This window comes from Bacteroides sp. BFG-606, from assembly GCF_024788145.1.
GTDB lineage: Bacteria > Bacteroidota > Bacteroidia > Bacteroidales > Bacteroidaceae > Bacteroides > Bacteroides vicugnae.
Genome location: NZ_JANUIL010000001.1, coordinates 5,249,596 through 5,274,559, shown reverse-complemented (window position 1 = coordinate 5,274,559; position 24,964 = coordinate 5,249,596). Strand labels below are relative to the sequence as shown.

Here is a 24,964-nt window from a genome sequence, read left to right as displayed (position 1 = left end):
ATGGCAATTGAATGGAAAGAAAAACAGAGGAAACTGAAACAAGTAAGAGTTCGTAATATCGTTTTAAATTTAGTATGTGTCTGTTTGGCTGTCTCCGGACTTTGGTGGACTGCTAATTACTTCTGGCGTTATGTGAATTACGAAGTGACTAATGATGCTTTTGTAGATCAATATGTAGCTCCTTTGAATGTCCGGGCTTCGGGTTATATCAAGGAGGTTCGTTTTAAGGAACATCAATATGTCCATCAGGGAGATACTCTGCTGGTGCTTGACAATCGTGAATATCAGATTAAGGTAAAGGAAGCGGAAGCTGCATTGTTGGATGCACATGGCTCGCAGGATGTACTTCATTCGGGTATTGAAACTTCCCATACGAATATTGCCGTGCAGGATGCCAACATTGCTGAAGCAAAAGCGAAACTCTGGCAATTGGAACAGGATTATCATCGTTTTGAACGTTTGTTGAAAGAAGAATCTGTTCCGGAACAGCAGTATGAGCAAGCGAAAGCTGCTTATGAGGCAGCAAAGGCACGTTATCAGGCATTGGTTGCACAGAGACAGGCGGCATTATCACAATATGCGGAGACAAGTAAGAAAACAACCGGCACAGAGGCTGCCATTTTGCGTAAAGAAGCAGACCTGGATTTGGCTAAGCTGAATCTGTCTTATACGGTTCTCACTGCTCCTTATGATGGATATATGGGCAGGCGTACGCTTGAATCCGGTCAATATGTGCAGACCGGACAGACTATTTCTTATCTGGTGCGCAACAAGGATAAGTGGATTACCGCTAATTATAAAGAAACGCAGATTGCTAATATTCATATTGGCCAGCAGGTGCGTATTAAAGTAGACGCAGTGCCCGGAAAGATTTTTCACGGGGAAGTCACTGCGATTTCCGAGGCAACCGGGTCTAAATATTCCTTGGTTCCTACAGATAATTCGGCCGGCAATTTTGTAAAGGTGCAGCAGCGAATTCCTGTGCGTATCGACTTGGAAGATGTTTCTCCGGAAGAAATGGCACAGTTGAGAGCCGGGATGATGTGGAAACAGAAGCTTTACGCAAATGATTACCATGAAGGAATTGGAGGCACCTGTTCGTCAATGGGTGCCCGATTGGCTTGGGCTTATCAGCATTTTCATCGTGATTCTTCCGGTCACTATGCTCAATGGCTCGTATACAGGCAGTATGTTGGAAGTGTCGAACACGCTGGGTACTAATTCGGAAGATATTACGATGGGGTATTACGCTGCTTCAGCGGGTATGGCTATCGCATACCCGATTATTCCTAAGGTGTTGGCAGCCTTTTCCGTGAAATCTCTGTTATTGATTGATTTAGTACTGCAATTCTTCTTGAGTTGGGTTTGTGCACGTACGCAAAACGCGGATATTTTGATTGTCTGTAGTTTTGCTGTCGGTTTCCTGAAAGGGTTTCTCATGTTGTGGTTTATTCGTTATGCCCAGAAGATTTTCAGTCCGAAGAATGTGCGTAGCGAGTTCTATTCTTATTTTTATCCGTTGGTTTACGGTGGGGGACAAGTTTCGATGCTGGTAACGGCTTTACTGGCGTATCATTATAACTGGAAGTATATGTACTACTTTATGATGGTATTGATCTTGATTTCCATTCTGTTTGTTATCATCTGTTTCCGGCACAACCGCCCCAACAAAGCTGTCGCATGGTCTGATCTGCATATCCGTGAGATGTTTGTTATTTCAGCCGGGTTATTGATGTTGATGTACGTTATCAATTATGGCAAAGTGCTCGATTGGATGGCTTCCGGCAAGATATGTATTTATATTGTAATAGCACCTATGCTGATTGCACTGTTCATCTGGTATCAGAGCCATTCGGAGAATCCTTATGTAAGTCTGGCTCCTTTATTCCAGCCCAAAGCGATTGTGGGTTATTTTTATATGATGCTCGTGATGTTTTTCAGTACATCGACCACTTTGCTGACTAACTATCTGACTGTTATTCTGAAAGTAGATACTACGCATACCTATTCTCTTTATATTTATTTGCTTCCGGGATATGTAGTCGGTGCCTTTATCTGTTTTTGGTGGTTTCGCTGGCAACGGTGGCGTTTTCGTTTTCTGATAGCGGGAGGAATGAGTTGCTTTGTGATTTTCTTTGCCATTTTGTATTTTGGCATTTCTCCGGATAGTACGTATGAGATGCTCTACCTGCCTATCTTCTTTCGCGGTTTGGGTATGTTGACTTTGATTATTGCTTTTGCCCTGTTTGCCGTGGAAGACTTGAATCCGAAATACTTGTTGTCGAATGCTTTCTTCCTGATTATTTTCCGTTCCGTGTTGGCACCTATCATGGCAACTTCTTTTTATAGTAATGTACTGTACCGGCTGCAACAAAAATATATGTATTCGTTGTCGGAGACTATAACTGCTGCTGATCCATTGTCGTCAGCACGCTATAGCCAGTCGCTGAACAATGCGATGACACAGGGGCATCCGTATGATGAGGCTGCGCAGTTGGCAACCAACTCCTTATATAATACGCTACAACAACAAAGCCTGTTGCTGGCACTGAAAGAGATTCTGGGTTATCTGTTGGTGATATCTGTTGTCATAGCTGTGATTTCCCGTTTTATTCCTTTCCATAAAACAATCCGCGTTACGTTTAAGAAAACAGGTGATGATATGGTATAACAAAAAAAGAGTTGCTATCCTTCACTCAATGATAAGTTGAACGGGATAGCAACTCTATTGTTTTAACAATGTATCTTTTATCTTCGATATATTTGTTGTATCAGATAGCGACCTGTTTACAAGGTTACCCCTGTTTTAAAGATAGCAATTTCGCGATAGCCTTTCTTCTCGTTGTTTACGAATTCACCGCTTGCCACTTTGATGATATAGTCAATGAAGCGTTCACAAGTCTTTTCCATCGGTTCGTTTTCTACGATCACACCGGCGTTGAAGTCAATCCATCCCGGTTTGTTTTTAGCCAAGGTTGAATTGGTGGAAATCTTCATGGTCGGAACAAAAGTGCCGAAAGGAGTACCGCGTCCGGTGGTGAAAAGTACCATGTGGCATCCACTTGCTGCAAGAGTAGTGGCTGCAACCAGGTCATTGCCCGGAGCAGAAAGCAGGTTGAGTCCTTTTTTCTGTAAACGTTCGCCGTAAGGCATTACGCCGGATACATAACTCTTTCCACATTTTTGGGTACATCCCAGTGCTTTTTCTTCCAGAGTAGAGATACCACCGGCTTTGTTGCCCGGAGAGGGATTTTCACCTACAGGCTCTCCGTGTGACAGGAAGTATTCTTTGAAGTCATTAATCAGATGGACAGTCTGTTCAAACAGTTCTTCGTTTTTACAACGGTTCATCAGGATCGTTTCTGCGCCGAACATTTCCGGAACTTCAGTCAATACGCTTGTGCCTCCCTGTGCAATCAGGAAATCGGAGAACATACCCAACAATGGGTTGGCCGTAATGCCGGAGAAACCGTCAGAACCACCGCATTTCAATCCCACACGAAGTTCGGACAAAGGTACATCGGTACGTTCGTCTTTAGAGGCTTTTGCATACAAATCACGCAGGATTTCCATTCCTTCTTCATATTCGTCGCCTACCTTTTGGGTAACCATGAATTTGACGCGGTCTTCATCAAATTCGCCCAGGAATTCACGGAATACATCCGGCTGGTTATTCTCACATCCCAAGCCTACTACCAATACAGCGCCTGCATTGGGATGAAGCACCATGTCACGAAGAATCTTTTTCGTATTCTCATGGTCGTCACCAAGTTGCGAGCAACCGTAGTTGTGTGGGAAAGCGACAATGGCATCCACTCCCTTACCTTCGGTTTCGCGACGCAGTCCCTCGGCCAGTTGTCCGATGATACCGTTTACGCAACCTACAGTCGGGATAATCCATATCTCGTTTCTTACACCTACATCACCGTTTTTGCGACGGTAACCTTTGAAAGTAAGATCTTTATGAGGAATATCCAAAGAAACCTGAATCGGGTTGTACGTGTAGTCCAACAATCCGGCGAGGTTGGTTTTGATGTTCGTTTCGTTCATCCAGTCCCCCTGTTTCTTTGCCATTCGTGCATGTCCGATCGGGTAACCGTACTTAATTACATTTTCACCTTCCGCAAAATTCTTTAGTGCGAATTTATGTCCGGCAGGAATATCCTCGTTCAATGTAATCTCAATGCCATCTATAGAAAGATGCTCTCCTGCCGGGAGGTTAACAATGGCAACGGCAACGTTGTCGGCAGGATTAATTCTTAAATACTTTGTTTCCATGTAATGTACTTGTAAAGTTGTACTTTGTTGTTATTTGCTATGGTAATAGTCTATTGTCTCTACTGTTAACAGATCAATGGGCATATAGTTGATACGAGTCACTTCTTTCTTGAAAATAAGATGATCGCATAGAGCTTTGATGCCATTGGCTCCTTGCAGTTCCGGCTGCTGGGCGATGAGGAAGGAGATACTTCCTTCTTTCAGGCAGGTGACATTCCGTTCCAGAAGGTCATATCCTATCAGATTGAAGTCTTTCTTTCCACGGCTTTGCAGGTACTCGCCAACGATGTAGGCTTTAGAGTTGAAAGTGATTCCATTCTTAACCATCGGATAGGTACGGAAGAATTCGTCCAGCATCTCGTTGTCCTCGTCGTTGCGTTCGGCATGCAAGTCAAGTTCCAGTATAGTACAAGACGGATGATGTTCTTTCATGTACTGCCTAAAACCGATTTCTCTGTTCTCCTGCTGATTGGATCCTACAATTCCTTCATGTATTTTACGGAAAATCACAATTTCCTTTTCCTCCCGTGCCAGTAACATCATCATTCGAGCAGCGAAATATCCGCTTTGACGTGAATTCTGACCAAAGAAGGCGAGGGGAGGAACCTCTTTAATGTTGGAGTCTATATATATATAAGGTATATCTAGTGCCTGCAACTGATCGGTGAATCCTTTCGTATATTGCGGAGCGGTAGGAGCTACCATCACTCCGTCCGGCTGCAGGGCCAGGATGGCTTCGCTGGCGTTGACGAATGAATGATAATCGTATGGATCGTAATAGTTGATTTTCACCGAAGTATTGAAATCCGAATAGGTTGCAATCGCTTCGTGAATACCGATTTCTACAGCCGTCCAGTATTCGCCTTCCAGATGTTCCGGCAGAAGGCAGATAAACGTATATTTCTTGTTGGAAGCCAGAGCGCTGGCGTACATATTGGGCTGGTAGTCAAGCTGCTTCAGAATTTCTTCTACGCGTTTTTTACTGGCCTCTGATACTCCACTACGTCCGTGAATAACGCGGTCTACTGTTCCCACTGATACATCTGCTAGACGGGCGATGTCTTTGATTCTGATCCTTTCGGGCAATTTATTCATACGATAACCTTTATTTATATAGGTTTTTGTGCTCGCACACAATAATAATCTTAATATTTTCGATACAAATATATAACAATTTTTGTAATTACGAAAATTGTTGTATCTTTGTGCCCGCACACGAAAGGTATGCGATGTTGGTTGTTTTATAGATTAATGCTCATGTAGTCAGTGTGTTAACCCCTAAAATAGGGCTGAAATGATAAATTGAAAGTTCATAATATTAATAACTTAGAATTTAAAACATAAGATTATGGGAAAGAAAGTCGTTACATTAGGCGAAATCATGCTTAGATTATCAACTCCGGGTAATACTCGTTTTGTTCAATCTGATTCTTTTGATGTAGTATATGGTGGTGGTGAAGCTAACGTTGCAGTAAGCTGTGCCAACTACGGACATGACGCTTATTTCGTAACCAAATTACCGAAACACGAAATCGGACAGTCTGCTGTTAACGCATTGCGTAAATATGGCGTAAAGACAGACTTTATTGCTCGTGGTGGCGACCGTGTAGGTATCTACTACTTGGAAACAGGTGCTTCTATGCGTCCTAGCAAGGTTATTTATGACCGTGCTCACTCTGCTATTGCTGGAAGCTGACGCTGCTGATTTCGACTTTGATGCAATCATGGAAGGTGCTGACTGGTTCCACTGGTCTGGTATCACTCCGGCTATTTCTGACAAGGCTGCCGAGTTGACTCGTCTGGCTTGTGAAGCTGCAAAACGTCACGGTGTAACTGTTTCTGTTGACTTGAATTTCCGTAAGAAACTGTGGACTAAAGAAAAAGCACAGTCTATCATGAAACCGTTGATGCAGTTTGTAGACGTATGTATCGGTAACGAAGAAGATGCAGAACTTTGTCTGGGCTTCAAACCGGATGCTGACGTTGAAGCTGGTCATACAGATGCTGAAGGTTACAAAGGTATCTTCCAGCAAATGATGAAAGAATTCGGATTCAAATATGTAGTTTCTACTTTGCGCGAATCTTTCTCTGCTACTCACAACGGCTGGAAAGCTATGATCTACAACGGTGAAGAGTTCTATACTTCAAAACGTTATGATATTGATCCGATTATCGACCGTGTAGGTGGTGGTGACTCTTTCTCCGGTGGTATTATCCATGGTTTGATGACTAAACCTAATCAGGGTGCTGCCCTTGAATTTGCAGTTGCTGCATCTGCTTTGAAACATACTATCAATGGTGACTTCAACCTTGTTTCTATAGAAGAAGTAGAAGCATTGGCTGGTGGTGACGCAAGCGGTCGCGTACAGAGATAAGGATATTTACTATTGGACAATTTACTATTTACTATTTAATACTTTTGCCTGATGACAACGGTTGAACTTAAAAATAGGCTGAAGGTATTAGCAATACGTATTATTAGATTGGTAGATAAATTGCCCAATACTCCTGCCGGTAGAGCTATCGGCAATCAGATTATTCGTTCGGGTACATCTCCTGCTGCAAATTATAGGGCAGCGTGTTTGGGAAAGTCAGATAAGGATTTTCTTAATAAATTGAAGATGGTGGAAGAAGAACTGGATGAGACTTTATATTGGCTGGAATTATTAATGGAAGTTCAATTGGTTAAACCAGAATTGATGGCTGACCTATATAAAGAAAATGAGGAGCTTTTAAAAATAATTGTTAGTTCAATAACTACTATGAAAAGTAGGATAAATGATAAATAGCAAAAGTATCAAATAGTAAATTGTAAATAATAAAATAGTAAATAATAAGATGGCAAAATTCGATAAAATAGCCGTATTAAATAAGATCGGCTCTACAGGAATGGTTCCTGTATTCTATCACAAAGACGCAGAAGTTGCAAAGAAAGTAGTAAAGGCTTGTTATGACGGTGGTGTTCGTGCTTTCGAATTCACAAACCGTGGTGACTTTGCACAGGAAGTATTTGCTGAAATCGTTAAGTTCGCAGCAAAAGAATGTCCTGAAATGGCAATTGGTATCGGTTCTATCGTTGATCCGGCTACTGCTGCTATGTACTTGCAACTGGGCGCTAACTTCGTAGTAGGTCCGTTGTTCAACCCTGAAATAGCTAAGGTATGTAACCGTCGTTCGGTTGCTTACACTCCGGGATGCGGTTCTGTATCGGAAGTTGGTTTTGCACAGGAAGTCGGTTGCGATCTTTGCAAAGTATTCCCGGGTGATGTTTATGGAACTAACTTTGTAAAAGGCTTGATGGCTCCGATGCCATGGTCTAAGCTGATGGTAACAGGTGGGGTAGAACCTACTAAGGAAAACCTGACTGCATGGATCAAAGCCGGTGTATTCTGTGTAGGTATGGGCTCTAAACTGTTCCCGAAAGATAAGGTGGCAGCAGAAGACTGGGCTTATGTAACTGCCAAATGTGAAGAAGCTCTCGGTTATATCGCTGAAGCTCGTAAATAAGATTAGAGAGCGAAAGCTTATCTATGATAAAAAGAGGTTGATGCGACAGCCTCTTTAAAATATGCCTCGAGGGTTAGTTAGTTTAGTTAGTATATGAGGCATATTTTCATTTTGTTTAAAGGTGTTTAAAGGGGATAGGCCATCGGAATGAGTGACTCATTTCGGTGGCTTGTTTTTTTATTTCCTTTTTATATGCTGTCGATGTTCGAATATATAAATGGGCAGGAATATTAATAAGAAGCATAGAACACTGATGAGGGGTAGATAACGGTTGTAGAGATACTCTCCCTCTTGGGGAGGAGCACTTAACAAGCATCTTAAGCAATCGCAGTCCATATCCTGACTGTCGTGTTGGCAAAACAAAAAGCAGAAAGTAAAGAGGACGATGCCTAATAACAGGCAGATGATTAGTAGATTTCTGCGATAATGTGCATGTCTTTTGTCGGGGTTTGATAAAGAAACCATGTTTTGTTCTGATAGTTATCAATGTAAAATGAAAGAAATAAAGGGCAGACAATGCCTGAATAGGATTGTCCTGCCCGATACTATTGATTGGTGGGAAATGTATTTTTTAATGCTTATTCCGGAACATAAATAATCTCACCGTTATCCAGTTCGTAGGCTATCCCCACTTTTCTTCCTCTTTTTCCTGAATCCTCCTCTTTCTGACCGGAAGGCTTGTAAGTATTGATTTTCTTTCCTTCCTTGGAGATGATTTCCATATTTTCCTTACCAGGGTTCTTCACGATGGTGAAATCTTCCTGTCCGAAAACTTCCGTCATATTCATATGCATTACCATTGCTACCATCAATGCTACGGCAAATACCATCGCCACGTCGAACAGGTTTACTACTACACTTAGCGGGTCGGTATCCTCTTCTTTGAGGAATTTGCTGACTCTTCTATTTCTTTTCATTATTGGACTCTCCGGTTGTTTCGTTTAATACTCTTGATACATAATCGAGGTTGTTGACATCTTTGGCATACCAACGTTGTTTGAACTGCATGGATATCAATCCTACAGCACTAATAACCAAACCCACAACAGTCGTCGCAAATACTACCTGCATATTATATGCCATTCCGGAGATGTCTCCTGTAGAAAGTCCCACAAGTGCCGGACTCATGGAAATCAATGTTCCTATCAATCCGAGAACCGGACCTATCTTAGCCATCATTTTAGAAAGAGACACATCTTTCTCTGCTTCATTCTCGAATTTTGTTATCAGGAAGTCAGAGTAATCTGCACTGGCCGGATGGTAGAGCAGATCGCGGAGATAGCCCATATATAGTGAATTGTCTTTGTCGGGTAAAGCTGCTTTCAAATCGTCTATCCGTGCATCTTTAATGAGTTGGTCCAGTGCTTTGTCATTTTTACGTTTGGTCATGTACATGTTGTAGGTGCCTCCGATCAAAATCAGTGAGCGAACGAACAGGCACAGCAAAATAATGATATCGGGTATAAGTAAACTGTTTGCTACCCAGAATAATAATTTAGAAATGAGTTCCATATATATTTTTTATTGATTGATTTTACTTCTTTTTTTTAATTCTCTACGTTGTAATAAAGGCCATTTCAGTTTGTTCCAGGCAAATCCGATAAGAAACAGGACAACGAACAGACCGATGGATAAGATAATAGCTTTCCAGTTGAGCGCCTCTTCGGTGGCAGCATAGGTCGTTTTCCCATTGACAGTGGTCAGTAGTCCGAGGATGCAGATGAATAAGCTGACAAGGAAATGAACTTCCAACCGGAGATCGTCTTCGGGTACAAGATACTTCATCAACCGGCTTAACAATGGGATGGCGATAACCACTGTCCCTGCTAGTGACCAGGCTGTCACTGAAAAGTCTACGCCAGGTAACCGGAAGATAGCTTCTGTGAGATAGTAGAATAATACGGGGAAAAGCAACAAGCTGGGATACCAGCGAAGTAATTCCGCCCACCATACATTTTTCTTGCCATAAAGTCCGCGCAGGAAAGCCACGCAATAGCCGAAGCAGAGTGCTGACTCAAGCGTTATGATAATAGCCATGTTTTGCAATGCTTCCGTGTTCTGCAGATAATCAGCAATCTGTGTCTTTGACTGGAGAATAGCATACTGCCAGGTGCCGGCCACAAAAAGACCGGCAATCAGGCTGTATATTACGGTTTGCCAAAGTTTCCAGAAACTGAGTTTGAAACTGCAGTTAATCACGATAAACAGCATTAATATGTGAATGATTAACTCCATATTACATTACTTTTTCCGTTTCTTTTTAAGTATTAGCAACATGACAACAAATGCTACCAGAACAATACCTGCGATAAGGCTTCCATTCAAAGAGTTTTGCTCTTCCTGTGCCCCTTGTACGGCATCGCTCGATTGTTTCTTCAATACCATGCCTCCTTTGGTCGCTTCTCCGTCCAAGGTGGCTTGTTTCATTTGTTTCAGTTCCTTGTTGTAGTTGGCTGCGGTTTGCGCATCTACTTGAGAGGCGATGAACTGCTGTAATTTGGCATTGTCTCCGGTAAATCCGCTGCCCGAAGGACCGAACTGTCTGACAAGGTCTGTATGCAGCTTGGCAATATTGGAGAGTTGCTCCGGAGAGGCTTTCCAATATCCTTTGCGGGCAGTTTCCATCATCACGGCGGTCACTTCCTGTAAAGCTGCGGGATTCTGTTTTTCAAAGAAGTCTTTTACATTCAGTTTGTATTCGTCTTTGACATATACATCATATATGTTATCCCAAAGTTCCTTGTCGATAGCAGTAGGTTTCATCACATTCCAGCCATACGTATTCGTTACAGTCTGGGCAACCTCGCTTGCAGCAGAAGAACCGCCTTTCATTTTCTCTTTGATATAGGTAGGATTCAGAATCGTTGTGCGGCTTTCTACACCGACTGCTTCTTTAAGTTCCTGCATTTTCATGTTGTTACGGTTCCGGTAGTCGCTAAGATAAGCGTCCGGGTCTTTACCGGTAACATTGCGTACGGCAAGATTCATACCTCCCATAAATTCATATACGTGGTCGAGGCTTAATGCTCCCCAAGTGTTGCTTTGGCGGGGCTGAACGACCACATCAGTACTGTTCAATGCTGCTTCAAAAGCAAATTTCTGAAAGACTTCCCAGTGTTTTTCGTCACCGTAGAAGGCTCCCATATTATTGAGGTAAGTATCTGCAATTTCCGATTCACTTTCCCAACGGTCGCCGGATTCCACCATTCCCTGAATTCCTGTACCATACATGCCATTAGCACCTCCGAATACTCGGAAAGAAGCCATTTCGCGTGCATCTTTCGGACTGACACCCTTTTCGGTCAACACTCTTTCAGCTTCTACCACACTGGCGGCTACCTGATTTTCAAACTTGTCGTCTTTCGCTGCCGCAGCCATTTCTACTGCACGGTTAATCAGGAAGAGGCGGGAAGCGGCGATATCACGGAGTTGTCCGGAAGTCTGGACTACTACGTCGATACGTGGACGTCCCAGTTCGGTTGAAGGAATCAGTTTTAGATCACTGACACGACCGAATGCGTCACGAACAGGTTCTACTCCCAGCATATACAGTACTTGAGCAATAGTAGCCCCACCGGTTTCTATAAATTCGGAAGACCAGAGAGTATAACTCACTTTACGTGGAATTGAATCATTGTGACGTTGCTTGTAAGTATCAATCGTTTGTTTGGCTAAAGCGATACCTTTTTCCCAAGCGGATTCTGTAGGAGTTGCTTCGGCATTGATAGCATACATATTACGTCCGGTTGGTAAAGCATTCGGATTAGCAATCGGATCACCTCCGGGAGTAGGAGCGGTGTATCCACCTTCCAATGCATTCATCAGACTGCTTAACTCTTCTTCGGGACTTGTCAGAAGTGCGTTCTTGTAGTTGCCTACATTCTTGATTGTACGTTCTACTTCAGCGATGGCAAGTGCCAGTTCGATTTCTTCTTTACTGTATTCTTTCGGAGCTTTTCCCATAGCGGCCATCATGGCAGCCATACCTTGGGGCTTTTCTTTATTAGCTTTCATTCCGGCTTCCATTTTCTTCAATGCTTCCGGACTTGCTCCCATAGACTTAGCCATTTTCATAGCTTTTTCAGGATCCATGTTGGCGCCCATTTTCTTCATAGCCTCTTTCATGCTTTCGGGCATTTGACCATGAGGAGAACCCTCTTTAGAGACAGATGCCGGATGTCCTTTACCAGCTTTCTTTTCATCGGATTGTTCACTCTTTGCCGATGCAGCCATCATCATTGCCATCATACCTTTCGGAGCATTGCGGTCTGCTTCTATTTGACGAGCCTTGGCTAGTTCCTGTGCGGTGATACCGGCTGTACGACAAATCAGTTCATCTGTGGCCAGTGCAGGATTAGCGAGCAACTTTTCTACCAGATGGCGAGCAGGAGTCAAGTACTGTTGTGTAAAGAGGCTGCGATGCTTGCTAACAGCATCTGTCGCTTTACCACGTTGCTTGTCAAGAGCCAGCAGACTGTATGCGATAGGTTCTGTAGCCATTGCATAGACGGAAGAAGTGATCCGTTCCGTTTCATAAGGAACTCCCATAGTGTAGAGTTGTCCGGTGATTTTTTCGGTAGCCAGTTCTTCTGCGAAGTTTTCTACACGGGCGATTTCATCTTCCGTATATGGCTTGTTAGCAATGCTATCCAAACCTAAATCACGGTGAATTCCCATTTTCACAGTCAGCGTTTTGACAGCTAATGATTCCTGATCTTTATTCTCTTTGTGAGAGTTATTGTAAATCTTGATTTTTTCCATCAGCTCCCGATAAATGCCGCGTACACTGCTTTCAAGGAAAGGCGGAGTGAGGTATGACTGTATGGTGGCATACGAACGGCGTTTAGCCATCATTCCTTCACCAACATTACCAATAGAGTAGATATAGAAGTGCGGAACTGCTCCAACCAGGCGATCCGGCCAGTCATTGCTGCATAATGCCACTTGTTTTCTGGGAGTAAATTCAAGACTTCCGTGTGTACCGAAATGGATCAGTGCGTCAGCCTTGAAACCATGTTGCATCCATAGATAGGAAGCAATATAAGTATGGGGAGGAGCCATATTAGTGCCATGAATCACTTGGAAGGAGTTGTCTCCGCTTCCGGCAGCATTTTGTGGCATTAAGACTACATTCCCGAATTGCAGACGGGCAATACCCAGTTTGCCGTCGTTGGTCGCCATATAATTGCCGGGGAATTCGCCGAAAGCATCCACCACTTCCTGATATTTTTCAGGGCGGAGTGACTCTTTCACCCAACTTTCATATTGATCTTTGGTGATAAGTTCGGGATGCCCTTTTTGCATAAAGTCATTAAAGGCTCCCTCTGCGTAAGAGTTGAACACAGAGCCTTGAGCCTGTATCATTTTACCCAGTTCTTCTGCATTTGCAGGCAGGCCGGATATGTTGTAACCTTCCTGTTTCATGCGGACTAGAAGATTGTATAGGGAAGGAACCACCTCCATACCGGCAGCGGTCAATGCATTTTGCCCCGGACCTTTATAATAGTAGATAGCTACCTTCTTCTCGCTGTTCGGCTTAGTATTCAGATTCAAATAATTGTTGATTGTGGATACGAAAGTTTTCAAGCGTTCGGGTACTGCATACGAATGGCGCAATCCTTCTTCATCCTCATATTGTGCAAAGAGAGCGAAAGGACGGATGGCACCGTCAATTTCCGGAGTCACGATACTTTGTGACATAAATCCTCCTGCCATTCCCATCGGATCTTTTTCCCATTCATCTACCAGACTGTTGATGGTGAGCGGAGCAAACAAGAGGATGTTCTTAGTTTTCAGATAATCCACCATTTTGTCTCCCATGCGTCCGTGTGCCATGTTGATGATTGCGTCGGGCTGCACTTCGTCAATGAACGACATAAATTTCGTCATTGACTGAACCGGATAAACATTGTAACCTTCTTTTTCAAGAGCCTCAATAAGTCCGGTGGCATCAGCCATTTGTCCGGTTATCATGATTTTACGTGCCCCTTCTTTATAAAGACGGTTGTCCTTCATGAATTTCTCATAATCTGCTACGGTGAGGAACTCCAGTTCATCATCCGGGTTGGTGAGTCCGGCGTGATAGAGCATGTCGCTGGGTCTTTCTGCCGGGTCTTCCACTTCCGGTATGGAAGAGATTTTACCGTCAATAGCTTTACGGATATAATTCAGCATATTCCGGTAGTTGGTCTTTCCTCCGTTGGTCAGATAACCTCGTATCAGATTTTGTTGTACACTGTCCAGATTACAAATGTTATTGGCCGGGTTGGTAGCCATGGAAGTATATACAGGAATACCTTTGTCGGCAGCCTGTTGTATCTGTTGACGTTGTTCCTCGACGATACGCAGACCCATTCCGTTGATGAATACCATGTCGTAACCGGTCAGGCGGTCGAGGTTGTCGAGCGATACTTCACTGAGTTTGATGGATGAATTGTCGTTGGCTTTCGATATACTTCCCTGCTGTATGGTCTGGAAGTTGATGAAAGCAATCTTTGTAGGACTGAACCAGGTATTCCATACGGATATCCCTATCAGAGCTGCAGCAACGATGCATACACCTAAGATGATTTTACTTTTCTTTTTCATTTCTCTTATTTTTAGCTTTGTATGTAGTTTTATCTTTTTTATTTTTTGAAGAACCTGTCTACGTCTAATGCAAGTCCGATGGAGAAGTTAGTTCCCCGGGTATAAGGAGAGTTTGCGTCATAATAGCTCGGAACATAATTAAATATGTTGTTGACGGCCATATTCAGGCTGACTCCTTTCCAGATCCCTTGTGTCAGCGTCAGGTTCCACATCGTATATCCCGGATAAGTCACTCCGGTAGTCCCTTCATCCGGATTATTGCCCACATATTTATTGGTTTCTACTTTGGATAACGCACGTCCGTTCAGGGAAAGATTGAATTGATAATTATCCCATGATTTGCCGTATTCGATACGTGCGGTCGCTGAATGTGGGCGGGTACTGGAGAATTTCATTTGTCCGTCGCGCATAAACTCGTGGAGGTATCCGTAAGAAACACGTATTCCCAGACCACAAGGATATTTGGCGGAGGCGTTGATATCTACACCGGCGATGTCTACTTTCTCTGTATTGATATATAGCTGTGCCCATCTTCCGTCAGTGTCGCGGAATGAAGTCAGGTCGATCCGGTCATTGACAAGGTTGTAATATCCCGAAACGGTAAAATTGTAACGGTTCTTGGTATATTCCGCCGAGAGCGAGAAGTTATGGCTCGTTTCCGATTTCAGGTCGGGATTACCATAAATCATCATGGCATTTGCCATGTCGAAGTTCATATACATTTCTTTGAGGGTAGGAGAGCGGAATCCCTGTGAGTATGAACCACGGAGGGAGCAGTTGGCTATTTTGTACATCAATCCGATGTGCGGAGATATATGACGCACGTTAGATTGTGAGAAATAGTCGAAACGTACCCCGCTGATTACGTTGAAATGTTCGGTCGGGTTCCAGTCGAACTGTCCGAATGCATCTGCCGAGTGCATGGTATAACTTCCATTGTTGGTGAATTGATAAGACAATAGATAGTCACGCATATAATCTCCTCCTACGGTCAGAATGTTTTTATCGTTGAAGGTGTAATTGTAGAGTGCGCGTACGCTATGTTGCACATTGCTGTAATCGCGGACATCGTATTTGTATGAGGTCAGATAATCACTTTTATCATATTGGTCGAATGTATAGGCAACTTCCAGATTACTCATGATGTTGAAATCATAGTTGGCTTTCAGACCTCCGCTGAAATCACGATAACGGTCTTTGCTGTCTCCGGTCTTATCCCGTTCGCGGAAATAATAACCTCCGCGTGCAGTCAGTTTCAACTGTTCAATCGGTCTGTAAACAAGACGTTCTTTCACATTCCATGTGCGGTTTCCGAAGATGGTTGTCACATCTCCTTCCGGTACGTCGTAAGAATCGGACATTGTGTGTTGCACATTCGTCTGGCTGTTGAATTTACCGGCTTTGAAACTGAAAGTTCCGCCATATCGTTGGTCGTTATGTTCACCGAAGCGGCTGTTTATGTTTAAATTCCATGGGTCCTCGGAATCACGGGTGATGATGTTGATTACGCCACCTACTGCACTGGAACCATAGAGAGTAGAGGCAGCCCCTTTTACAATCTCTACCCGTTCCACGTTATCGAGGTTCAATCGGTTGTAGTCGACGTTGTTTAAAGTTTCCCCTGCCAGACGTTCACCATCTACCAGAAAGAGTACAGAGTTTCCTCCGAATCCCTGCATATTGATAGAAACCTGCTGATCCATTGAATAGGAAAACTCAATGCCCGGCAGTTCTGATTGTAATAATTGGCCTACGTTGGTTGCATCTACCTTCTTAATATCGTCTGCTGTGATTACACGAGTGATGATAGGAGCATCTTTCAGTAATTTGGGAGTACGTGTACCTGTGACAACCACTGTTCCCAGGTCAAACTGATCTTCCGACAAACGGAAACTTAGTCTTTTCTCTTTCCCTACAGTCAGTCTTTTTTCTTGTGGTTGATAGCCTACATACGAGGCGGTGATGAGGTATGTACCGGTTCCGGGGAGTTGTAATGTATATGTTCCGTCGACGGATGTGACGGTTCCGGTTCCTTTACCTTTGATGGAAATCGTTGCACCGGGGAGAGGTTCCCCTTCTGTATCAGTAACACGTCCGCTGATGTGATAAGTTGAGTGTTGTGCTAATGTGGTGCAAGTTGCTATAAATGAAAAAAGCAATAATGATATTATAAATGTAGGTTTCATTCTTGTTGATTGGTTTCATTGTTGTTGTCCTCGAACTCAAGCGGATACTGGAAATCGAAGTCAATATATCCTTTTATACCTCTGGCATTCATGTAGTTGGTAAAACGGATTGCTGCGTATGTATTGTCTTTCAAACGTATCAAAAAAACTTGGTTTGACATGGTGTATACCGGAGGCATCGTTGCGGTATTAACGTCCAGCCAGCCGGAAAGAACAGCATTACGGTAAGACTCTGTGTAGATAATGTTTCCGTCCATCATGCCCGACATGTCAATGGCTATTTTATCGGTTGTCCATTCATCTTCTACAAAATCTTCCGCTTTAGGCAGTTTACCTGTTGCTTTAAACTCGTCGATACTTGTGTAAGTTGTTTTGTAGGCAGCACCCTCGTTGGTTTTTATATCATAACGATGAATAGCGAAATCCCATTTTTCAGGAATTTGACTCTCATATTCCTCTCCGATTTTAACGGTGCTAACCGTACGCTCCGAAAGGTTAATGTAGGCCCATTCTGTATATTCAACAGTCTTGACTTGTGAAAAGCTATTCTCCTTGATTTCCATCTCCGTTTCGATGGGGGCATCATAAATATTTTCAAATATTCCATTACAAGCAGAGAGCGACATTGCCGCTCCCAGTACTATAGTATATTTGAAAATAGCGTTCCTGCTTCTTTTCATTGCTTATTTAATCGTTTATTGTGCGCTGTTAGTATTGCTTCCAGTAAAATCTGCTGTAATGTCCCATGGCATACTTCCCGGTTTAAAAACTACAGTAATAGTAGTTGTTCCGTCTGACTTAACAGTACCACTTAAACTCGTACCGGTGATTGCCAGAATTTCTCCTGTAGTCTTTTGGGTGTCTGCTTCAAAGCTATCGATATTGAGTGAGTAACTACCGTCGTTTGCTTTAGTAACATTTACTCCCTTTACGGTGAACTTTTCAAAATAATTCATAGAACCACTTGTGTTATTGAAGCCGCTAATTGTAACATCTACTGTACTGCCTGTTGGGTTTTCGATGATAACTTTGCAATCCTCAGTAGATTCAGTGGTATTTCCTCCTGGAATAGTGACTGAAAGAGATAAATTAGTTTGGTATTTATAAGTATCTTTTATATAATAACCAACAGGAGTTTCTCCTTGTATGAAATCAATCTCCATTTTTCCCATAGGTACAGGAATATCAACATTGGCTTTCAAACTTAACACTTTAGAACCATCTACACTACCTTCTAATGTGTAGTCGTAGCTACCGCCTGTGCTGCCGCCCATAGACATGGCAACTTCACCGGAACCGCTGAAAGATTTATTAGAAGAAAGTTTTAAATTATTCAGAGTGAAATCTCCGGATCCGGATTTATATACCAAATTGATGGTACCATCTTCGTTGGCAGTGATTGTTGCAGTGGATTCATCCCCCAACAAATAATCAGAGAACATATTGCATGCGCCGACTGAATAACCTTTATAAGCTCCTGCTATTTCTTTGGCAAGATTAGATTCATCGTCGTCGTTGTCGCTACAAGAAACGAAAGTAGAAGAAAGAGATAGTGCCATAAGGGCAACCATCCAAAAGTTTAAGATTTTCATACTTAATTTTGATAGATAATGATTAATTAAATTTCCAGCTGCAAAGTTACAGGGATATATATACAGGGGAAATACCTAAAAGAAATGAAAAAATGAAAGGGCTTTAATTATAAGTAGGTATTGGGAGGAGTGGTTTAACTCGTTATTTTTGCAGTCTTTTACTAAATTGATGATTAAAAACTCAAAATAAGAAGAAAATGAAAGGTGGTTACAGTAGAAAAAGTGTATTGACAGGGATTACTTCTTTCCTGATTGTATTGTTTACTATGCCGTTGGGGCATGCATTAATGATTTTTATGGAGCATGTGCTCTCATCCACAGCTCTTCACTATGCGGCTTTCACGATGGGAGCAGCAGGTCTGGTGATGGTGATTATTGGAGTGTTTGCAAAAGGAGATACACGACAGACGTTATGGGGATTATTCGGAGGACTACTCTTCTGGACCGGATGGATAGAGTTTATCTACGTATATTATGCACATCGTTATGAAGTGCAACCATTGCTGAACGCTGCCGGTGAAGTCGTGACAAAACCGGAATATTTAATTATGCCTTCCTCCTTCGGCTTTTGGGTGATGTTTATGCTGATTTACATTTTCAGTATAAAAAGCGGATGCGACTTCTTTACCTATCTTCAAAAAGTCTTTTTCCGTAAGAGTACCACCACGATTGTAGTACGGCCGATGACACGTCATACCTCGATTGTTACTTTTATGGAGTTAAATCTCATCATGTGGACGAGCTATCTCGTGCTACTCTTCTGTTATGATGAGAATTTTGTCGGCGAGCATAGTCCTGTTACTGCTATAGTTGCTTTCGGCTGTCTGGCAGGTTCGTTTTTTATGTTTAAACGCCTGTTGAAAATCACTCAATGGGGATATGCCATGCGCTTTTCTATTGCTACGGTAGTAGTGTTCTGGACTTTTGTAGAAGTATTGGGACGCTGGAATATCTTTCATGAAATATGGGTAGAACCAATGGCATATACGACAGAGATGATTACGATACTTTTGGCTTTCTTTGTTCTGTTGGCATTTCTGTTCTACCAGTCTGCTAAAAAGAAGAATAGTCATAACTAAAATATAGAATCAGAAATTATGTTAGAAAAACGATTGCTCGGAGAAGGAATACATATACGTTATATGGTAGACCGGAACAAATTTCTGGAAAAACTTGCCAGCCGTTAATACTGCCAAAAGCGGAAAGGGATGAACTAATCTCCTGATAAGATGTTTTTTATATAATTAGATATAATAACAATATATATAATGGAACCTCATCATCACGAACATAGTCATCGTTTGACATCGCTCAATAAAGCTTTTATCATAGGTATTGCTCTGAATATTACTTTTGTCATAGTAGAATTCGGAGTAGGATTTTATTATAATTCTTTGGGGTTACTTTCCGATGCCGGGCATAATTTGGGTGATGTAGCCAGTCTGGTGCTTGCCATGTTAGCTTTCCGGTTGGAGAAAGTTCACCCTAATAGTCGTTACACGTATGGATATAAGAAGAGTACGATACTTGTTTCTTTATTAAATGCAGTTATACTGTTGGTTGCTGTTGGCATTATTATTGCCGAGAGCATAGACAAATTATTTCATCCGGTTTCGGTTGATGGTTCCGCTATCGCATGGACAGCTGGGGTGGGAGTGGTCATCAATGCGCTTACTGCATGGCTTTTCATGAAAGATAAAGATAAGGACCTGAATGTGAAAGGAGCCTACTTGCACATGGCAGCAGATACACTGGTATCTGTCGGTGTAGTTGCTTCCGGTATTATTATTACGTATACGGGATGGAGTATCATTGACCCGATTATCGGACTTGGCATTGCTGTTATTATTATTGTCTCTACCTGGGGATTGCTTCACGATAGCCTCCGGTTGTCATTGGATGGAGTGCCGGTGGGGATAGATGCTCAAAAGATACAGCAACTTATCATGGAACAGCCCGGTGTGGAGAATTGTCATCATCTACATATCTGGGCATTGAGCACAACGGAAACTGCCCTGACAGCCCATGTTGTCATTGATGACGTAGAGAGAATGGAAGAGATAAAATGTTCAATTAAAAATAAGTTGGAAGAAGCGGATATTCATCATGTGACACTCGAATTTGAAGATAAAAGTATCTCTTGTGAAACTAAAAATAACTGTTATTAGGTATTACTAAGAAATAATATAGCAATTTGTTGCGATTGTCCGGGCCGCATTAAGTATTTAATTTTGCGGTCCGGATAATTGTTTATAACAAAACGCTAAAATGAGAGCATTTATTATTTCTTTTTTTGTAGTTATTTTCATTTCTGCCATTAGTTTTCAAGCTACCTATGCCCAACAAAAAGACATTGTGCTGACCGGTATGGTCACAGATCATCAGGGAGAACCGCTTCCTGGCGCTACGGTTCGTATTGGAAATACTCAATTTGGTACGGTGACTGATGCTAACGGACGCTATCAGTTGCGTGGAAGATGGAAAAAAGGAGACATGATTATCTTCTCCTTTATCGGAATGAAAGATGTCCGTGAAAAGTATACGGGACAGAATATACAGGATGCAGCTATGCAGCAGGATGCCAAATCATTGGATGAGGTGGTCGTGGTGGCACGGCAGAATATCAATGAGTTGGATATTCGTGCAAAATCCGGTGTAGTGCAGAATGTAGATATGGGACGTCTGAATAGCAAACCTATGATTGATATGTCGTTAGCATTGCAAGGAAGTGTTCCCGGACTGATTGTTACCAATACAGGTGATTTGGGCTCGAAGCCGGAAATTCGTATTCGTGGAAACTCGTCTTTTCGCGAAGGGGATGCTGCGAATGAACCACTATATGTAATGGACGGACAGGTAATCTCATCCGATGCCTTTATGACCCTTAACCCGGCGGACATTAAAGAAATAAAGGTGTTGAAAGATGCTGTGGCATGTGCCTTGTATGGTATCAAAGCCGCCAATGGAGTAATAGAAATCACTTCCTTGCGCGGGAATCCCGATGGACGTACAACTACCAGTTACAGTTTCAATATGGGTATTACTACTCGTGGACGCAGGGGAGTCGAGATGATGGATACGGACGAGAAACTGGAACTGGAGCGCCGATTACAAAATCGTTCTACTCCCGGTTATCGGTACAGTGAGGATTACTATAGGAAGTATTTCGCCAATGATCCGAATTTGAACCAAATGATAGCCGAAGGGCAGGGAATACTCGATTCTTTGCGCACCATTCATACTGACTGGTTCGACGAACTGATTCATTTAAATACCTATCAACGTCATAATCTGAGTGTCAGAGGCGGATCGGAAAAAACGTCTTATTATGTATCTGCCAATTATGCCCAGCAAGGAGGACGTGTGCCGGGGAATGATACACATCGTTTTACTGCCACTATGAGTCTTGACCAGCAACTGGGTAGGGTGGGATATTTGTCATTAAGTGCCAATGCGGGATATTCTGAAACAGATACGCCGAATGGAAGTTCATATTCTCCTACCGATTTGATCTATCAACTCAATCCTTATGAAACAAAGACGGGAAAATTAGTTTCTTTTTCTAATGAAACTTCAGATTACACTTATAATGATTTGTTAAGTCAGTACAACAGTAAATCGACAGACAAACGCGGTGGAGTAAGTGGGAGTTTGAATTTGGAACCTCTGAAAGGATTGAGTATCGATGCTGTAGCAGGTATTGATATGCTTTTGAATGAAGGCATGACGCTGGTGCCTTCTACTTCTATCAGCGAACGAAACAGCGGGGTGGATGAAGCAGAGCGTGGAAAGCTCTCCAAAGAGAAAAACGTGACAACGAATGTTTCATCGAATGTCCGCATCACTTATAACAAGATATTTGCGGAGAAACATGATTTTACTATTGGCGGGAATATGGATTATTATATGACGGATGCGGATAATGTTTCTATTACAGGATATGGAGTGGGTACGCAAATGTCACCATCCGCTATCAACCAGTCTATTTCCGGTAATAGAAAACCTGTGGTCGGTTCTTATAAGGAAAAGACTGCCCAACTGGGAGTGGGGCTGGTGATGGGATATAGTTTTGATAATACTTACGATCTTTTCGCGACCTACAAAGCGGACGCTTCTTCTATCCTTCCTGAATCCAAACGTTGGAATGCCGCATGGGCTATCGGTTTGGGATGGACGATCAGCCAGTATCCTTTTCTGAAAGATAATAATGTAATCTCCCGCTTGAACTTGAAGGCTTCTTACGGGCGAATGGCTAATTTGGCGGGAGTGTCTGCTTCATCAACGATTGGTACTTTTTCTTATTCGACTGATTATTATGGAAATGCACGTCTCCTGCAGTTACTCGCACTTTATAATACCGATCTGAAAGCGGAGCAGACAGCATCTACGGATATTAGTTTGTCGGTTGAACTATTCAAACGTCTGACTTTGGACGCCAACATTTACCGGCGTGAGACAAGCGATGCTTTGCTTGATGTTCCGGTTCCGTTGTCTAATGGATTCAGCACGATGAAACGCAATATTGGCGTGCTGCGCAATGAAGGCTACGAATTGAGCGCTTCCCTGAAAGTACTTGATACTTCTGATTGGCGTCTTTCGCTACGCGGATCACTGGCGTACAATCGTAATAAGGTAGTCGATTTATATTATGCCGATCGCTTATATGCAAGTGAAGAAGCTATTATTCCTGATTATGAGATAGGAAAATCGTATGATATGATTTATGGATTGAAGTCGTTGGGGATTAACCCGATTACAGGCCTTCCCGTATTTCAGGGAGCAGACGGGCGCGAAATACCAGCCACGGAAAATCCGTCGAAAGAGAACATTGTAGCTTTGGGTCATGCGACCCCTCCTTACAGTGGTATATTCAATTTAAGTTTTTCTTATCGTGATTTTGATTTGGATATGGATTTCTATTATGTATTTGGCGGAGTTAAATCTTATAGTTATTCATACGTCCGCTCTTCCGATGACGCTAATAAAAATGCCATAAAAGGGCAATTGCAGAATATGTGGTTTGAGAAAGGAGATGAAGGAAAGACGTACCATTCTCCTTTTTACAGTTCTTCGGCTATCGCCTCACTGGATTATCCGAATACGGAAACTGTTGGAAAGAGTGATTATCTGAAACTGTCAATGGTGTCATTGCGTTATCGTGTTCCGCACACATTTCTGGAGAAGAACTGTAATTTCATTAAATATGCCAACGTTGCTTTCCAGGCATCCAATCTGTTTATGATTACTCCTTATAAGGAATCTGATCCGGAAACAGGTTCGTTGGCGGGTACGATGCAGCCAGTGTTAACCATTAATTTGAGTTTGACTTTCTAAACATGGATGGATATGATGATTGTAAAAATGATAAATAAAAGTCGGATCAAAACTGTGATAGGCAGTCTTTTCCTGACACTTTGTTTCACTGCCTGCTCATTGAATATTCCGTATGAAAATCAGTTTTCGGATCCGGATGCCATAACAACGCCGAATACTGCCCGTGAGTTGTTGGCTACTGCTTACAAGCAGTTGCCAAGTCCGGAATTTGACTTATCGGTATTAGGCGATGATTTTGAAACAACTTCCTGGATTTCCCGGGATGCGAGTTTGAATAATCTTTATAAATGGCAGACGCAACCCATAGAAGATCTCGCCGTTTCCATCTGGTCTGACTATTATGCGGCGGTAGCTATAGCGAATGCAGTGTTGGAACGTGTAGATGGCATATCGGTATCTACAACTGAAGAGACGAAAGAACTGCAAGCAGTGGTGAGCGAAGCGAAATTGTTGAAAGCTTATTGCTACTTCAATCTTCTCCGGCTTTTTGCACCGGATTATGAAGACGGGCCGGAAAAGGATGGAATCATATTGAAGGATCAGCTGGAATTGGAATTTCTGTATCGGTCGAGCATTGAGGAATGTGTGACTGCCATTCGTGAGTTGCTCAAGGAGGCCTTGACGGTGGAGAACAATCCTTCGGATGTTTATTGGTTTTCACAGTATAGCGGTTATTATATGTGGGCGGAATTGGAACTGTATGCTCATAATTATGAGCAGGCGGCAGAGTATGCACAAAAGGTGATTGATGAAAAAGGCGGCTATGATGTGCTTGGTGAAACGGTGTATGCTACATTGTGGAGCAATTCGTCCTGTGCAGAACGGGTGTTTTCTTTGTTTACAAACAGCAGCTATTATACCGGTATAAATTATGATACACATAAAGGGGATTACATGACAGTGAATAGTTCCCTGATAACCTTGTATGCTGATGGAGATATTCGTTCGGGAGCATCTGTATTTACCAAAGAAATGACGGATGATGCATTGGGCAACACGACGATGGAGAATTGTTTGGGTAAATATAATAAAATGAACTGGGAGAAGATAGAGCCGCAATATATCAATAAATATCGTGTGGCTGGTGCCTGTTTTATTCTGGCGGAAGCATACTGTCGTGACGGAAAGGGGCACGATGGACAAGCTGTCGGGGTGATGAACCGGTATTTGGAACAGCGTAATGCCACTTTGTTGGATACGCAGTTGTCCGGCGAGCCTCTTCTAAAGGCTATCTTTCAAGAAAAATGGAAAGAGTTTGTAGGAGAGGGGGAACGCTATTTTGATTTGAAGCGATGTCGTAAGGGAGTACTGTCCGATTGGAATACTTCCGGTACGATGGCAACAGACAAACGTGTTCAGGCGGATGATTACCGTTGGACTTTCCCCATTCCGAGAGGAGAATATCTGTATAATGAGAATGTATCACAGAATGAAGGTTGGACAAAAATAGAGAACTGATAATTTTAATTATAAACGAAT

The 24,964-nt window shown here is 42.6% G+C and carries 16 protein-coding genes and 2 pseudogenes; 9 read left to right on the top strand and 9 right to left on the bottom strand.

The features are described 5' to 3' along the window. Positions 1 to 1,070 (top strand): annotated as a pseudogene (locus tag NXV01_RS20295) (HlyD family secretion protein). Beyond that, positions 1,067 to 2,671: an MFS transporter gene (locus tag NXV01_RS20290; protein ID WP_259023137.1), complete on the top strand. Its 1,605-nt coding sequence runs from the start codon at positions 1,067 to 1,069 to the stop codon at positions 2,669 to 2,671. Before NXV01_RS20295 ends, NXV01_RS20290 begins: the two are co-directional and overlap by 4 nt. A gap of 116 nt (positions 2,672 to 2,787) precedes the next feature. Here the strand turns inward: NXV01_RS20290 and NXV01_RS20285 are convergent, their stop codons facing one another. Beyond that, entirely contained in the window at positions 2,788 to 4,278 is a 1,491-nt protein-coding gene (locus tag NXV01_RS20285; protein WP_148367613.1) for a UxaA family hydrolase, read from the bottom strand. A 30-nt stretch (positions 4,279 to 4,308) separates the two neighbouring features. Further along, the gene (locus NXV01_RS20280) at positions 4,309 to 5,373 is read right to left on the bottom strand and encodes a LacI family DNA-binding transcriptional regulator (RefSeq protein WP_004308063.1); all 1,065 of its coding nucleotides are present in this window, start codon (positions 5,371 to 5,373) and stop codon (positions 4,309 to 4,311) included. 253 nt (positions 5,374 to 5,626) lie between these two features. On the opposite strand from NXV01_RS20280, the pseudogene NXV01_RS20275 reads away from it, so the two are divergent. From NXV01_RS20275 to NXV01_RS20265, 3 genes and pseudogenes are all read left to right on the top strand, one after another. Beyond that, positions 5,627 to 6,653, top strand: a pseudogene (locus tag NXV01_RS20275) (PfkB family carbohydrate kinase). A 51-nt stretch (positions 6,654 to 6,704) separates the two neighbouring features. Next, complete coding sequence (locus NXV01_RS20270) at positions 6,705 to 7,067, top strand: four helix bundle protein (protein ID WP_148367614.1); 363 nt, start codon at positions 6,705 to 6,707, stop codon at positions 7,065 to 7,067. 49 nt (positions 7,068 to 7,116) lie between these two features. Further along, complete coding sequence (locus NXV01_RS20265; protein WP_004300153.1) at positions 7,117 to 7,785, top strand: bifunctional 4-hydroxy-2-oxoglutarate aldolase/2-dehydro-3-deoxy-phosphogluconate aldolase; 669 nt, start codon at positions 7,117 to 7,119, stop codon at positions 7,783 to 7,785. 578 nt (positions 7,786 to 8,363) lie between these two features. Here NXV01_RS20265 and NXV01_RS20260 read toward each other — a convergent pair. Genes NXV01_RS20260 through NXV01_RS20230 form a run of 7 tightly spaced genes read right to left on the bottom strand, consistent with a single transcriptional unit; the run spans position 8,364 to position 18,151 of the window. Continuing rightward, on the bottom strand, positions 8,364 to 8,702 hold the full coding sequence (locus tag NXV01_RS20260; RefSeq protein WP_004300151.1) for a DUF2149 domain-containing protein: 339 nt from the start codon (positions 8,700 to 8,702) through the stop codon (positions 8,364 to 8,366). Beyond that, entirely contained in the window at positions 8,689 to 9,297 is a 609-nt protein-coding gene (locus tag NXV01_RS20255) for a MotA/TolQ/ExbB proton channel family protein (protein ID WP_148367616.1), read from the bottom strand. Before NXV01_RS20255 ends, NXV01_RS20260 begins: the two co-directional genes overlap by 14 nt. 9 nt (positions 9,298 to 9,306) lie before the next feature. Then, positions 9,307 to 10,020 carry a hypothetical protein gene (locus NXV01_RS20250; protein ID WP_195649948.1) on the bottom strand — a complete coding sequence of 238 codons (714 nt, stop codon included), beginning with the start codon at positions 10,018 to 10,020 and terminating at the stop codon, positions 9,307 to 9,309. Positions 10,021 to 10,026: 6 nt separating this feature from the next. Continuing rightward, the gene (locus NXV01_RS20245; RefSeq protein WP_259023136.1) at positions 10,027 to 14,373 is read right to left on the bottom strand and encodes a cobaltochelatase subunit CobN; all 4,347 of its coding nucleotides are present in this window, start codon (positions 14,371 to 14,373) and stop codon (positions 10,027 to 10,029) included. Between the two features lie 38 nt (positions 14,374 to 14,411). Beyond that, on the bottom strand, positions 14,412 to 16,559 hold the full coding sequence (locus NXV01_RS20240) for a TonB-dependent receptor (RefSeq protein WP_259023135.1): 2,148 nt from the start codon (positions 16,557 to 16,559) through the stop codon (positions 14,412 to 14,414). Further along, a complete protein-coding gene (locus NXV01_RS20235; protein ID WP_148367620.1) occupies positions 16,556 to 17,239 on the bottom strand; it encodes an HmuY family protein in 684 nt (227 codons plus the stop codon). The genes NXV01_RS20240 and NXV01_RS20235 overlap by 4 nt, the downstream gene beginning before the upstream one ends. Before the next feature lie 15 nt (positions 17,240 to 17,254). Then, positions 17,255 to 18,151, bottom strand: a complete 897-nt coding sequence (locus NXV01_RS20230) for a calycin-like domain-containing protein (protein ID WP_229128657.1) — start codon at positions 18,149 to 18,151, stop codon at positions 17,255 to 17,257. Positions 18,152 to 18,348: 197 nt separating this feature from the next. On the opposite strand from NXV01_RS20230, the gene NXV01_RS20225 reads away from it, so the two are divergent. From NXV01_RS20225 to NXV01_RS20210, 4 genes are all read left to right on the top strand, one after another. Further along, positions 18,349 to 19,230, top strand: a complete 882-nt coding sequence (locus tag NXV01_RS20225; protein WP_148367622.1) for a hypothetical protein — start codon at positions 18,349 to 18,351, stop codon at positions 19,228 to 19,230. 189 nt (positions 19,231 to 19,419) lie between these two features. Continuing rightward, positions 19,420 to 20,319, top strand: coding sequence for a cation diffusion facilitator family transporter (locus tag NXV01_RS20220; protein WP_148367623.1), 900 nt, complete (start codon positions 19,420 to 19,422; stop codon positions 20,317 to 20,319). 100 nt (positions 20,320 to 20,419) lie between these two features. Then, positions 20,420 to 23,485, top strand: a complete 3,066-nt coding sequence (locus NXV01_RS20215) for a SusC/RagA family TonB-linked outer membrane protein (protein WP_148367624.1) — start codon at positions 20,420 to 20,422, stop codon at positions 23,483 to 23,485. Positions 23,486 to 23,497: 12 nt separating this feature from the next. Further along, positions 23,498 to 24,943, top strand: a complete 1,446-nt coding sequence (locus NXV01_RS20210) for a RagB/SusD family nutrient uptake outer membrane protein (RefSeq protein WP_195649951.1) — start codon at positions 23,498 to 23,500, stop codon at positions 24,941 to 24,943. The last annotated feature ends 21 nt before the right edge of the window (positions 24,944 to 24,964 follow it).